Below are 13,391 nucleotides of genomic sequence, written 5' to 3' on the forward strand. Positions count from 1 at the left end.
AGCCAAAAAACAAGCCCTCGAAACCGCAGGCGTCAAAGTCGGCAAAACACCATCCGAAACCGCCGCACTGGCACGGAAGCTGTACGAGCAGCTGCACTGACCCGCGGTCCGCGTGAAACGGCCGGGCACCCGAGAGGGGGCTCGGCCGTTTCACTTTTACCAATCCGACCAAAATAGGCAGACCCCGAGCGGCGCGCGGCCGGGGTCCATGCTTCACAGGAAACCCGACGCAACCGTTTGCCACCGCCATACGTCGGATAGCCGAGGGGTGGCCGCGAACCTCGGCGCGCCCGGCGTACGGTCACCGACTTTCGGGCAACACGACAGGAGAGCACGGAATGACCTTCCCCAGTGGTGGGCCTGGCTACCCCCAGCAGAACCGGGGTGGCGGCGCACAACCCAATCCTCAGGCGCCGGGTACCGGTGGTTTCCCGCAGCAGCAACAGGGTGGGCCGAGCCTGTCCTCGGTCAACCTTCCCATGGTGCTCACCCTGGTCGTGGCGGTGCTCGGCGTCGTCAACTACTTCATCGGCTTCTCCGGTGAAGCCGCGGATTCCGACCAGGCACTGCTGTTCCTGCTGGTCGGTGGGCTGCTCGCAGGGCTGGCGTTGCTGCCGAAGGGCCCGAAGGTGCTGCCGTTCGCGGTGCTGTTCAGCGTGCTCGGCGGGCTCTACGCGATCCTCGCGGTCGTCCGCGTGCCATCAGGGACCGACACGCCTGGAATCGTGACCGTGATCCTGATCCTGGGCATCCTGCAGCTTCTGGTCGCGATCGCCGCGCTGCTGTTCGAGTACAACCTGATCAAGCTGCCCGCACCCACGCCGAGACCCGCCTACCAGCCGTATGGTCAGCCTGGCCCGTACGGCCAGCCGCAACAGGGGCCGGAACAGCAGGGCCCGCAAGGCACCCAGTACGGCGCGCCGGTGACACCGCAGTCGACGGTCTACGCCCCGCAACACGGCCAGTTCTACCAGCCACAGCAGCCCGAGTCCGGCTCCCAGCAGCAGCCCGGCACCCCGCCAGGTGGGTCCGGCCAGCAGGGCTGACTCCGTTCGGCAAAGCCAAAGGGCACCGCCACGGGGCGGTGCCCTTTGCGGCATTCTGGGCAGGTAACCCCACTGGGTGAGCTGTGCGCGGGCCCACGTGCGGCAGGCGGCGTGCCTTACCCCGGCGGAGCTGCGCGAATGCGAAGGTGCGGGGCATGCAGCTGCTCACCCCGAGACCCGCAGGCGAGAAAGAGGTGAACGACCTGCGCGAAACGGGTGAGCTGAGGGCCGCGACCCGGATGAAGATCGTCCTCGCGGCCGCGTTCTGGCCGTTGATCGCCGGCTACGCGCTCGTTGCGGCGCTGTTCGCGTTGGTCACCGCCCTCGCCTCGATCTCACACTTCTCCGTTCCCGGTGTCCTGAGCGCCGCGGGCCCTGGGTTGCTCGCGGCCTACCAGGTGCCGGTGACGATCTCCGGCGCCACCCTCGGTGTGCTGCCGTTGCTCGGCACCGTCGTCGTCGGCGCGCTGGTTGCCGGATCGGCCGCGCATTCCGCCGCGCGGCTCCGCTACCGGGAACCCGGCCAGGCGGTGAACGTGGTCGCGCCCATCGCCGCCACTCATGCGCTCGCCGGGATCGCCATCGCGCTCACCGTCGACTCCGCCCGGGTCAGCGTCGAACCGCTCACGGCATTCCTCGTGCCCGGGTTCGTCGCCGCACTGTGCGCGGTGGCGGGGGTCGCCAACCGGTGCGGCATCATCGCCGCCGCACGCGCGTACCTCGATCCCGTCGCGCTTCGCGGGTTGCGTACCGGCGCCCTCGGCATGGCCGGGCTGTTCGCCGTCGGTGCGCTCGTGTTCACCGCCGGTCTCACCGTCTCCGTGCACACCGCCGGGACGTTGTTCGCCGGCAACGCACCGGGGTTCGGCAGCGGCGCCGGCATGCTGCTGCTGTCCATCGGTTACCTGCCCAACGCCGTGATCGGCACGCTCTCGTTCGTCGCGGGACCGGGGTTCTCGATGGGCTCGGTGTCGCTGACGCCGTTCAGCTATCGCGGTGGGAACGTGCCCGGGCTCCCGCTGCTCGCCGGGCTCCCCGAGCATGCGGCCCGCTGGTGGCCCGTGCTGATGTTGTTGCCGGCGGCCGTCGGCATGCTCGTCGGCTGGTCGTTGCGGAACAGCGACCGCGACCCGCGGGCCCGGCTGCGCACGGTCGGCATCGCCGGCGCGCTGATCGGGTTCGGCTGCGTCCTGCTCGGGACCCTCGCGGGCGGGCGGCTCGGCAACGGCAGCTTCGGCCCCGTGTCGATCCCGGTCGGACTCCTTTCGGTGGCCGCGTTCGGCTGGATCGTCGTCCCGGGCGGCCTGGTGGCCTGGTTCGCGGGCCCGCGCCGCGCGGCGGCACCGGACGCGCCCGAAGAACCAGAACTGGCATCGGAACCGGTCGACGGGGTCGAAGAACTCGACGAAGAGTCTGACGACGAAGAACCCAGAGAAGAAGAATCTTTCGAAGAAGACTCTTGCGAACAAGAGCCTGGCGCCGAAGAGCCTGATAACGAAGATGCTGAGTACGAAGAGGCTGGCGACCAAGAGGCTGGCGACCGAGACACTGGCGACCAAGAGGCTGGCGACGAAAAGGTCGAGGCCGGGGAGCCGCTGCCCAGTTCCGAGGAGCCCGAACAGCCCGGCTAACCTGGGTTGTACTTACCCGCGGGCGAAGGAGAGGCGTTGGAGTCCAGTCGATTGGACCTGCCCACGCCGTTGAGGGTGGTCGTGCTCGCGTCCGGATCGGGCACGCTCATGCAGGCGCTCATCGAGGCGACCCGGCAGCCGGAGTATCCAGCCGAGGTGGTCGCGGTCGGCACGGACCGGCACAGCGCCGAGGCGCTGGCCAAGGCCGCTCAGGCCGGTGTGCCCACCTTCACCGTGCGGCTGCGGGACCATCCCGACCGCGCCGCCTGGGACAAGGCGCTCGTCGATGCCGTCGCCGACTATCGCCCCGATCTGGTGGTGTCCGCTGGCTTCATGAAGCTGCTGGGCTCGAGCTTCCTCTCCCGCTACGAGAACCGGGTGATCAACACACATCCTGCGCTGCTGCCGTCGTTCCCCGGGATGCACGCGCCGGCCGACGCGCTGGCGATGGGCGTCAAGGTGAGCGGGGCCACGGTGCATTTCGTGGACGGCGGGATCGACGCCGGCCCGATCATCGCGCAGGAGGCCGTCGCGGTCGAGACCGATGACGACGAAGCCACGCTGCACGAGCGGATCAAGGTGGTCGAGCGGCGGCTGCTCGTCGAGGTGATCGAACGGCTGGGCCGAGGTGGATGCACGGTGGACGGACGGAAGGTGATTTTGCGGTGAGTGGACGGCGGGCGGTCAAGCGGGCGCTGATCGGCGTTTCGGACAAGGCGGGGCTGCTGGAGCTCGGCACCGGCCTGCACGCCGCGGGGGTGGAGATCGTGTCCACCGGCGGCACGGCGAAGACACTCGCCGACGCCGGGGTCCCGGTCACCCCGGTCGAGCAGGTCACCGGGTTCCCGGAATCCTTCGACGGCAGGGTGAAGACGCTGCACCCGCGCGTGCACGCGGGCCTGCTGGCCGACCGGAACCGGCCGGAGCACGTCGAGCAGCTGCGCGAACTGGACATCGCGCCGTTCGACCTGCTGGTGGTCAACCTGTACCCGTTCCGGGAGACCGTCGCGTCGGGTGCGAGCCCCGAGGACTGCGTGGAGAACATCGACATCGGTGGGCCCGCGATGGTCCGTGCCGCGGCGAAGAACCACGGCAGTGTCGCGGTCGTGGTCGAGCCGAAGCGCTACGACTGGGTGCTGGAACGCGTCCGTGACGGCGGGTTCGACTTCGAAGACCGCAAACGCCTTGCCGCACAAGCCTTCGCGCACACCGCCGCCTACGACATGGCCGTGTCGGCGTGGTTCGCGAACGCCTACGCGCCCGCGGACGATTCCGGGTTCCCCGACGTCACCGGCGCCACCTGGGAGCGTGGCGAGATCCTGCGCTACGGCGAGAACCCGCACCAGAAGGCCGCGGTGTACAAGCACTGGCGGGACGGGCTCGCGCACGCCGAACAGTTGCACGGCAAGGCCATGTCCTACAACAACTACGTCGACACCGATGCCGCGCGCCGGGCCGCCGCGGACTTCGACGCGCCCGCGGTCGCGATCATCAAGCACGCCAACCCGTGCGGGATCGCGGTCGGCGCGGACGTGGCCGAGGCGCACCGGAAGGCACACGCGTGCGACCCGGTTTCGGCCTACGGCGGGGTCATCGCGAGCAACCGGCCCGTCACGCTCGCGGCGGCCGAGCAGATCGCCGAGGTGTTCACCGAGGTCGTGCTCGCCCCGTCCTTCGCCGAAGACGCGCTGGAAGTGTTGCGGCAGAAGAAGAACATCCGGCTGCTGCGGCTGCCGGAACTGCGCAACCCGGATCCGGTCGAGTTCCGCCCGATCTCCGGCGGCATGCTCGTGCAGACCGTGGACCGGATCGACGCCCCCGGCGACAGCCCTGCGAACTGGAGGCTCGCGACCGGTGAAGCAGCGGACGCGGAGACGCTCGCCGACCTCGAATTCGCCTGGCGGGCGCTGCGTTCGGTGAAGTCGAACGCGATCCTGCTCGCGAACGGGCGAGCCACGGTCGGGGTCGGGATGGGGCAGGTCAACCGCGTCGACTCGGCCCGGCTGGCGGTGCAGCGCGCCGGGGAGCGGGCCAAGGGTTCGGTCGCGGCCTCGGACGCCTACTTCCCGTTCCCCGACGGCCTCGAGGTGCTTCTCGAGGCAGGCGTGCGGGCTGTCGTCCAGCCGGGTGGTTCGATCCGGGACGCCGAGGTCATCGCCGCCGCCGAGGAGGCCGGTGTGACCATGTACCTCACCGGAACGCGCCACTTCACGCACTGAGGCCGGGCGGGGGCGGGCCTCAGTGCTTGCGGCCCACCCCCGCGATGGCCAGGGTGCTCGCGGGATCGCCGTCGAACGGCGGCTCGTCTTCGCTGGCGAGTTCCGGACGCCATTCGGTGGTCCAGACCAGTCCTGGTTCGATCAGTTCGAAGTCACCGAAGAACGCCTGCACCTCGTTACGGCCGCGAAGGTGGGCGTTGCTGGTCGTGGCCACGTAGCGCGCGGCGACCTCCTGCAGGGCCGGCGTGGTGTCCTCGTCCGTGCAGTGGCTGAGTACCAGCAACGACCCGGAGGGAAGCTGATCGCGGTACGCGGCCAGCATCCGCTCCGGTCGCTGGTCGGGCACGACGAAATGCAGCAGGGCGGTGACCAGCAGGCAGATCGGCTGCTCGGGATCCAGCCCGCCCATCTGGACGACCCGCTCCCACAGTTCGAGCCCGTCGAAGAAGTCGGCGTCGATGGCGAAATGCCGCTGGGGGTCGGCGGTGTCGGCGAGCAGGATCTGGGCGTGCGCCCGCGCCACGGGGTCGTTGTCGACGTAGACGACGCGCACGTCGTGGTCGTTTTCGTCGGCGATCTCGTGCACGTTGCCCTGGGTGGGCAAACCCGACCCGATGTCGACGAACTGCCGGATCCCGTGTTCCTGCCGGGCGTAGCGCACCGCCCGGCGCACGAATGCCCGGTTCTCGCGGGCGAAGATCCGGGCTTCGGGCATCATGTCGACCATCCGCTGCCCGAATTCGCGATCGATCGCGTAATTGTGCCGTCCGCCGAGGTAGAAGTCGTACACCCGCCCGGTGCTGGGCCGGCTCAGGCTTGAGGCCAACGTCTCGCGCGCGGTGTCGAGATCTTCAGACATGGCCCGTCCTCCAACGAAAAAGCACCGGATGTGTCGCGCATCTTACGGCAACACCCGATCTCGACATGCGCGGCATCAGAGTGCAAACAGGGGTGGTGACGGGGCCCGCTTGACAGCGGGGCGGGAGCGTTGCAGACTGAACGAGTCGAACATCAGTTCGACTCATCGCCTTCCCCGCGGTGACGGTTTTCCCATCTTGCTCGATCGGGTGGGGCAGGTGCCGAGGGGGAGGTGAGTGCGGTGCCGGCGGTTCTGTCTGAGGTGAGCGAACCGGGTTCGGGCCAGGTGGTCGCTCTGCCAGGCCGGGTGAGCGTCGCCGAGCTGGCCTCCTTACCGGGAGTCAGCACGGCCGGCCGGGTGGCGCGCGCCAGGGCGAGGGCCCGGCGGGCGGCGGAGCGTGTCCTCATCCAGGGGGCGGAGCAGGTTCTGCCCGTGCGGGAGGACCTGCGCGATCTGCTGCCGGACGGCGGCCTGCGGCGGGGCAGCACGGTGCTGGTGCGCGGCTCGACCTCGCTGCTGTTCGCGTTGCTGGCGGAGGCAACGGCGGCCGGGTCGTGGGCGGCCGCGGTGGGGCTGCCGCATCTCGGCCTGGTGGCGGCGGGAGAGCTCGGGGTCGAGATCGGTCGGCTGGCGCTGGTGCCCCGGCCCGGGGCGGAGTTCGCCTCGGTGATCGCAGCGCTGCTCGACGGTATGGACCTCGTCGCGGTCGTTCCGGGCGGCACGGCTGCCCCGGTGGCGCGGCGGCTTTCGGCCCGTGCGCGCTACCGGGGAGCCGTGCTGCTGTCGCTGGGGCCGTGGCCGGGTGCGGAACTGGAGCTCGAATACGAGACCGGCCAGTGGACAGGGCTCGACGCGGGGGCGGGGCGGCTGCGCTCTCGGCAGGCGGGGATTCGCGTCACCAGCAGGCAGACCGCGCACCGGCCTCGGTTCGCCGAGCTGATGCTGCCGGAGCCGGAGGACGCCGTCCCGGGGCGGGTGGCCTTCCCCGAAGTTCCCGCCCCGCGAACCGGTCACGAGGCCTGGGCCGAGGAGGGCGTGGGATGAACCCGCCCATCCGGTTGCTCGCCGTATGGTGCCCGGACTGGCCGGTGGTCGCCGCAGGGGCTGCCGCCGGGGTGCCGGCGCATCTGCCCGCCGCGGTGTTCGCCGCCAACCGGGTCATCGCCTGCTCGCCCGCGGCCAGGGTGGCCGGGGTCCGGCGTGACATGCGGCGCCGGGAAGCCCAGTCCCGCTGTCCGGAGCTGGCCGTCTTCGCCGTGGACGGGGGCCGTGACGCGCGGCTGTTCGAGCCCGTCGCGGCCGCCGTGGAGGAGCTGGCCGTCGGTGTCGAAGTGGTGCGGCCCGGTCTCGTGGCGGTGCCGGCCGACGGGGCGGCCGGCTACTTCGGCGGTGAACAGGCGCTGGCCGAGCGGCTCATCGACCAGGTTGCCGCCCGCGCGGGGGTCGAGTGCCAGATCGGCATCGCCGACGGGCTGTTCGGGGCGACGCTCGCCGCGCGCCGGTCGGCGATCGTCGATCTTGGGTCCACAAAGGACTTCCTGGCCCCGATGGGCATCGGGGTGCTCCGGCAGCAGGAGAACGACCGTGGCGAACTCGTGGATCTGTTGCACCGCTTGGGTTTGCGCACCCTCGGTGCGTTCGCCGCGCTCACCGAGCGGGACGTGCTCTCCCGTTTCGGCCACGAGGGGCTGCTCGCGCACAGGCTGGCCAACGGGCTGTCCGAACGGCCGCCACACCGCCGCCGCCCGTCGCCGGAGCTGTCCGCCTTCATCGAGTTCGACCCGCCGCTGGAGCGGGTGGATTCCGCCGTCTTCGTCGCCAAACCGCTCGCCGAGCGTTTCCACGCCGGGCTCGCCGCGCACGGGCTCGCCTGCACCCGGCTCGGCATCTACGCCGCCACCGAGGGCGGCGAGGAGCTGAGCCGGGTCTGGCGCTGCGCGGAACCCCTTGGCCCGCACGGGATCGCCGCCCGGGTCCGCTGGCAGTTCGAGGGCTGGCTGAACTCCGGGACCCGGCCGACGGCGGGTGTCGTCCGGTTGCGGCTCGACCCCGAGGAGACCATCGAGGGGGACTCCCTGCAGCTCGGCCTCTGGCGTGGCGGCGCGGTCGGCGGGTCCAGCGAGCAGGACGAGCAGGCGGGCAGGGTGCTCGACAGGGTGCAGGGCCTGCTGGGTCCGGAAAGCGTGTTCACCGCCGTGCTCGACGGTGGCCGGGGCCCCGCCGAGCGGGCCCGGCTGGTGCCCTGGGGCGACCGTCGTGAGGTGACGAGCCCACCGGAAATGCCCTGGCCAGGCCGGTTGCCGGCGCCGTCCCCGGCGACGGTGTTCGCCGAACCGGTGCCGGCGCGGGTCGTCGACGTGGCGGGCGAGCCGGTCGCGCTCACCCGCCGCCGCGAGCTCGCTGCCCCGCCGTCGGTTGTAGTGCTGCCCGGCACGCGGCCGCGGCAGGTCCTGGACTGGGGCGGTCCGTGGGTGGCCGAGCCGGTCTGGGGTGAGCCAGGCGGTCAGGTCCGGATCCAGGCGCTGCTGGCGGGCGATCCGGCGCTGGCGGTGCTGCTCACCGGCACTTACCAGGAAATTCCCGAATGGACAGTCGAGGGAGTGTACGACTGATGGACGACGAGTTCCTCCGCGATATCCGGCAGTGGCCAGAGGAGGTGGCCGATCCCGAAGAACCGTGGATCCCGCTGCCCAGGATCCCGCTGGACTGACATGGGCTTCAACAACCCCGCCGTTCCGTGGTGGCAGCTGGAACGCACGCTAAGCGGGAAACCCGTCCCGGCCGACGGTGGGGACAGCCCGGCGTGGACCCGTAAGCGGGAAGGCTACGTACGGCCGGCGGACTTCCCGCCGCCCCGCGCGGACGATCACTCCGGCGGCCGCAAGCGGGTGCCCTATGCCGAGCTGCACTGCCATTCCAACTTCAGTTTCCTCGACGGGGCAAGCGATCCCGAGACGCTCGTGGAAGAGGCCTCCCGGCTGGAGCTGGACGCGATCGCGCTCACCGATCACGACGGGATGTACGGTGTGGTCCGCTTCGCCGACGCGGCAAGGGAACTCGGCGTCAGGACGGTGTTCGGCACCGAGCTGAGCTTCGGGCTTTCCGGGCCGCAGAACGGGATCGCCGATCCGGAGGGCGAGCACCTGCTGCTGCTGGCCAAGGAGGACGACGGGTACGCCGCGCTGTGCCGGGCGATCACCGCGGGTCAGTTGCGCGGGCACGATGTCGAGTTGTCCAAGGCGCAGCGGGCGGAGAAGGGCCGCCCGGTCTACGACCGGGAGACCGTGGCCGCCGAGGTGCACGGCAAGGCCGTGGTGCTCACCGGCTGCCGCAAGGGCACGGTGCGCCGGGCGCTGGCGCGGGAGGGGGCGGACGGCGCGGCCAGGGAGATCCGCCGGCTGATGGACCTGTTCGGCCGCGAGCAGGTGTTCGTCGAATTGCTCGACCACGGCCATCCCGGGGACAGCCTGGACAACGACGTCCTCACCGCCCTCTCGGAACGGCTGGGCGTGCTGACGGTGGCCACCAACAACGTGCACTACGCGACTCCGGGCGGCAGCAGGCTCGCCGGGGCGATGGCGGCGATCCGCGCGCGGCGCGGGCTCGACGAGATGGCGGGCTGGCTGCCTGCGGCGGGGAAGGCGTTCCTGCACTCGGGCGAGGAAATGGCGCGACGGTTCGAGCGCTACCCGGGTGCGGTGCAGCGCGCCGCCCTGCTGGGCGTGCGCTGCGCGTTCGATCTGAAGCTGATGGCGCCGGACCTGCCGCCGTTCGACGTCCCCGAGGGCGAGACAGAGGCGAGCCACCTGCGAAAGAAGGTGTGGGAAGGAGCGCGCAAGGAGTACGGCACGCGGGAGGAGCGCCCGGACGCCTACGAGCAGCTCGACCACGAGCTGGAGATCATCGAGAAGCTGAAGTTCCCCGGCTACTTCCTCATCGTCTGGGAAATCGCGGATTTCTGCCACCGCAAGGGGATCCTGTGCCAGGGCCGGGGTTCGGCGGCGAATTCGGCGGTCTGTTTCGCACTCGGCATCACCAAGGTCGACGCGGTGAAGTGGCACCTGCTGTTCGAACGGTTCCTCGCCCCCGACCGCGACGGCTACCCCGATATCGATCTGGACATCGAGTCCGACCGCCGCGAGGAGGTCATCCAGCACGTCTACGAAAAGCACGGCCGGCTGCGTGCGGCCCAGGTGGCGAACGTGATCACCTACCGGGCCAAGTCCGCGATCCGGGACGCCGCCCGCGCGCTCGGCTTCTCGCCGGGGCAGCAGGACGCGTGGAGCAAGCAGATCGACCGCTGGGGCCCGCTCCAGGTCACCAAGGACGACCACGATCACGACATCCCGGCGCCGGTGCTCGAGCTGGCCGCGGCGCTGGAGGACTTCCCCCGGCATCTGGGCATCCACTCCGGCGGCATGGTGATCTGCGACCGGCCGGTGAGCGAGGTATGCCCGATCGAATGGGCCCGGATGGAGAACCGCAGTGTGCTGCAGTGGGAGAAGGACGACTGCGCCTCCGCCGGGCTGGTCAAGTTCGACCTGCTCGGGCTCGGCATGCTCTCCGCGCTGCGGTACATGCTCGAGCTGGTGGCCGAGCACAAGGGCATCGAGGTGAACCTGGGCAAGCTCGACCTGGAGGACCAGAACATCTACGAGATGCTGCGGCAGGCTGACGCGATCGGGGTCTTCCAGGTGGAAAGCCGGGCGCAGCTGGCGACCTTGCCCAGGCTCAAACCGAGGGAGTTCTACGATCTCGCGATCGAGGTCGCGCTCATTCGGCCCGGCCCGATCCAGGGCGGCTCGGTGCATCCCTACATCCGGCGCAAGAACAAGCAGGAGGAATGGGAGTTCGACCATCCTCTGCTGGAGAACGCGCTCGGCAAGACCTACGGCGTGCCGCTGTTCCAGGAACAGATGATGCAGATCGCGCTGGACGTCGCGGATTTCACCGCCGCCGAGGCCGACGCGTTGCGGCACGCGATGGGCGCCAAACGCTCCACCAAGAAGATGGAACGGCTGCGGCAGCGCTTTTACGAAGGTGCCGCGAAGAAGGGCATCGGCGAGGAGCTGGCGGGGCGGATCTTCGAGAAGCTGAAGGCGTTCTCGAACTTCGGTTTCCCGGAAAGCCACGCGCTGAGCTTCGCCTACCTGGTGTTCGCGAGCGCGCATTTCAAGTACTACCACCCGGACGTGTTCTGCGCGGGGCTGCTGCGCGCGCAGCCGATGGGGTTCTACTCACCGCAGTCGCTCGTCGCCGACGCGCGGCGGCACGGGGTGACCGTGCACGGCCCGGACGTCAACGCCAGCCTCGCGTACGCGACCCTCGAACCCGGCGAGGGGAAGTACCACGCGGTGCGGATCGGGCTCGGGGACGTGCGGCTGATCGGCGAGGAGCTGGCCGAAACCCTTGTCGAGGAAAGGAAATCCGGCGGCCCGTACACGAGCATGGCCGACGTGGCGCGGCGCGTGCGGCTGAGGAGGCCGCAGGTCGAGTCGCTGGCCACCGCGGGCGCGTTCGGCTCCTTCCCGGACATCCATCGCGACCGGCGGCGCGCGCTATGGGCGGCGGGCGCGGTCGCCGAGGACCGGCCGGAGAAGCTGCCCGGCACCGGTGTCGGCACGAACGCGCCCATGCTGCCTGGGATGACCGAGATCGACGTCGCGGCCGCCGACGTGTGGGCCACCGGCATGTCCCCGGGCAGCTTCCCCACCCAGTTCATCCGCGAACGGCTCGACGCGCTCGGCGTGGTGCCCGCCGCGAAACTGGCCGACGTCGAGGCGGGCAGGCGGGTGCTGATCGGCGGCGCGGTCACCCACCGGCAGCGGCCGGCGACCGCGGGCGGGATCACGTTCCTCAACATCGAGGACGAGACGGGCATGGTGAACGTCATCTGCACCGCCGGGCTGTGGGCCCGCTACCACCGGATCGCACGCGGCAGCCCGGCGATGCTGATCCGCGGGGTGGTGGAGCGCGCCGACGGGGTGGTCAGCCTGCTCGCGGACCGGTTGCAGCACCTGCCGATGCGGATCTCCGCGAAGTCACGGGACTTCCGGTGAGCCGGGAGACATCCGGAAAGTACTGTGCTTTCGTTACTAATCCGACCACAGTCACGGCTGTCTGCCTTGCGCGGCAACGGTTACGTACTGCTCAGGGTCCGCCTACTTTTGGTCGGATTAGTAAGTACTCGACCCGCCAGCCGTCCCTGAAGTCACGGGACTTCCGGTGAGCCGGGAGACATCCGGAAAGTACTGTGCTTTCGTTACTAATCCGACCACAGTCACGGCTGTCTGCCTTGCGCGGCAACGGTTACGTACTGCTCAGGGTCCGCCTACTTTTGGTCGGATTAGTAAGTACTCGACCTGCCAGCCATCCCTGGTCAGTTCCTGGCGGCCGAGGACCTCGCTGGTGAATCCCGCCTCCGCCGCCAGCTTCTTCAGGTACGGCAGATCCCCGCTGGTGCCGAAGAAGACCAACATTCGCCCGCGCGGGGTGAGGTGTGCGCGGGCGCCCGCGAAGAAGGCCCGAAGCGCCCGGTAGTCCTCGTCCGTGATCGCGGCCTCGAACAGGTCGCGCGGGGCGAACCAGCGGAACGGCGGGTCGAACACGATCAGGTCGAACCGGCCTTCGACGGCGCTGAACACATCGCTGTGCAGCACCGTGACCCGGTCGCCGACGCCGTTGCGTGCCGCGTTGTCGCGGGCCGCCTCCAGCGCGTGCGGGCTGATGTCGACGGCCACCACTTCGTGCGACTTCGAGGCGGCGAGGATCGCGTTGACCCCGCTGCCGGTGCCCATGTCGAGCACCCGGTCGTCCTCGCGGACCTCTTCGAGCACGGCTTCACCGAGCAGCGACGAGGTGCCCGAGATCGGCATGACCCGCGGCGGCACGACGATCTTGTGCCCGAGGTAGGAGAAGGTGCGCACGGTCTCGTCACGGATGCCGTTCGCGGCCTGCTCGTGCCAGCGGTGGATCCGGTCGACGTCGTCGGGGGAGAGCATCGGCTCGTGGGCCATACCGCTCAGTGTGGCAGTCTCGGGCCATGGACGCGGAGATCGGCGAGGATTACCGGGACGCGGTGCTGCCGGGCGCGCGCTGGGAGAAGCGGCAGTTCGTGCGATGCGATTTCACCGAGGCGGATCTGCGCGGGCTGACCACCCAGGGTTGCACCTTCGACGAGTGCGACTTCACGCGCGCCGACCTGGGCGAGTCGGCGCACGAGACGTCCGCCTTCCGCTCCTGCACCTTCGACCGCACCGTGCTCGCGCAAGCGTCCTGGCGCGGCTGCTCGCTGCTCGGCTCGTCCTTTGTGGACTGCCGGTTGCGCTCGATCACCGTGCGGGACACGGACTTCACGCTGGTCAGCCTCGGCCGGACGGATCTGCGCAAGCTCGACCTGTCCGGCCTGAGGTTCCGCGACGCGAACCTCGTCGAGTCGAACCTGACCGAGGTGAACCTGCGCGACGCGGACCTGCGTGGCGCGCGGATGCTAGGCGCTGACCTGTCCGGCGCCGACCTGCGCGGGGCGAAGCTCGACGCGAACGCCTTCGTCCAGGCGAAGTTCCCCGGCGCGCGAGTGGACGTGGACACCGCGCTCGCCTTCGCCGCCGCGCATGGTCTTGTTGTTTCGTGATGC

The 13,391-nt window shown here is 70.1% G+C and carries 10 protein-coding genes and 1 pseudogene; 9 read left to right on the plus strand and 2 right to left on the minus strand.

Annotated features, from left to right (window positions below):
- The 5 genes and pseudogenes from FG385_RS35065 to purH all read left to right on the plus strand — a co-directional run.
- Positions 1-100, plus strand: a pseudogene (locus FG385_RS35065) (succinate--CoA ligase subunit alpha); the annotation flags it as partial.
- A gap of 238 nt (positions 101-338) precedes the next feature.
- On the plus strand, positions 339-1,046 hold the full coding sequence (locus FG385_RS27380) for a DUF5336 domain-containing protein (protein ID WP_139099679.1): 708 nt from the start codon (positions 339-341) through the stop codon (positions 1,044-1,046).
- 155 nt (positions 1,047-1,201) lie between these two features.
- A complete protein-coding gene (locus tag FG385_RS27385; RefSeq protein WP_139099680.1) occupies positions 1,202-2,677 on the plus strand; it encodes a cell division protein PerM in 1,476 nt (491 codons plus the stop codon).
- A gap of 51 nt (positions 2,678-2,728) precedes the next feature.
- Positions 2,729-3,346: a phosphoribosylglycinamide formyltransferase gene (purN, locus tag FG385_RS27390; protein WP_139099735.1), complete on the plus strand. Its 618-nt coding sequence runs from the start codon at positions 2,729-2,731 to the stop codon at positions 3,344-3,346.
- Positions 3,310-4,896 carry a bifunctional phosphoribosylaminoimidazolecarboxamide formyltransferase/IMP cyclohydrolase gene (gene purH, locus FG385_RS27395; protein WP_139099681.1) on the plus strand — a complete coding sequence of 529 codons (1,587 nt, stop codon included), beginning with the start codon at positions 3,310-3,312 and terminating at the stop codon, positions 4,894-4,896. The genes purN and purH overlap by 37 nt, the downstream gene beginning before the upstream one ends.
- Before the next feature lie 19 nt (positions 4,897-4,915).
- Here purH and FG385_RS27400 read toward each other — a convergent pair whose 3' ends face one another.
- Complete coding sequence (locus FG385_RS27400) at positions 4,916-5,755, minus strand: SAM-dependent methyltransferase (protein WP_139099682.1); 840 nt, start codon at positions 5,753-5,755, stop codon at positions 4,916-4,918.
- Between the two features lie 306 nt (positions 5,756-6,061).
- Here FG385_RS27400 and FG385_RS27405 point away from each other — a divergent pair, with 306 nt between their 5' ends.
- The 3 genes from FG385_RS27405 (at position 6,062) to FG385_RS27415 (ending at position 11,814) form a co-directional block, all read left to right on the plus strand.
- Positions 6,062-6,799, plus strand: a complete 738-nt coding sequence (locus FG385_RS27405; protein WP_327436860.1) for a hypothetical protein — start codon at positions 6,062-6,064, stop codon at positions 6,797-6,799.
- On the plus strand, positions 6,796-8,367 hold the full coding sequence (locus FG385_RS27410) for a DNA polymerase Y family protein (RefSeq protein WP_139099683.1): 1,572 nt from the start codon (positions 6,796-6,798) through the stop codon (positions 8,365-8,367). The genes FG385_RS27405 and FG385_RS27410 overlap by 4 nt, the downstream gene beginning before the upstream one ends.
- A 99-nt stretch (positions 8,368-8,466) precedes the next feature.
- Positions 8,467-11,814, plus strand: coding sequence for an error-prone DNA polymerase (locus FG385_RS27415; protein ID WP_139099684.1), 3,348 nt, complete (start codon positions 8,467-8,469; stop codon positions 11,812-11,814).
- A 261-nt stretch (positions 11,815-12,075) separates the two neighbouring features.
- On the opposite strand, the gene FG385_RS27420 is transcribed toward FG385_RS27415, so the two are convergent.
- The gene (locus tag FG385_RS27420) at positions 12,076-12,771 is read right to left on the minus strand and encodes a methyltransferase (RefSeq protein WP_235022825.1); all 696 of its coding nucleotides are present in this window, start codon (positions 12,769-12,771) and stop codon (positions 12,076-12,078) included.
- 26 nt (positions 12,772-12,797) lie between these two features.
- Between FG385_RS27420 and FG385_RS27425 the strand changes: the two genes are divergently transcribed.
- Positions 12,798-13,388 carry a pentapeptide repeat-containing protein gene (locus FG385_RS27425; protein ID WP_139099685.1) on the plus strand — a complete coding sequence of 197 codons (591 nt, stop codon included), beginning with the start codon at positions 12,798-12,800 and terminating at the stop codon, positions 13,386-13,388.
- Positions 13,389-13,391: the final 3 nt, after the last annotated feature.

Origin of the sequence: Amycolatopsis alkalitolerans (genome assembly GCF_006152065.1) — a bacterium.
GTDB classification, from domain to species: domain Bacteria; phylum Actinomycetota; class Actinomycetes; order Mycobacteriales; family Pseudonocardiaceae; genus Amycolatopsis_E; species Amycolatopsis_E alkalitolerans.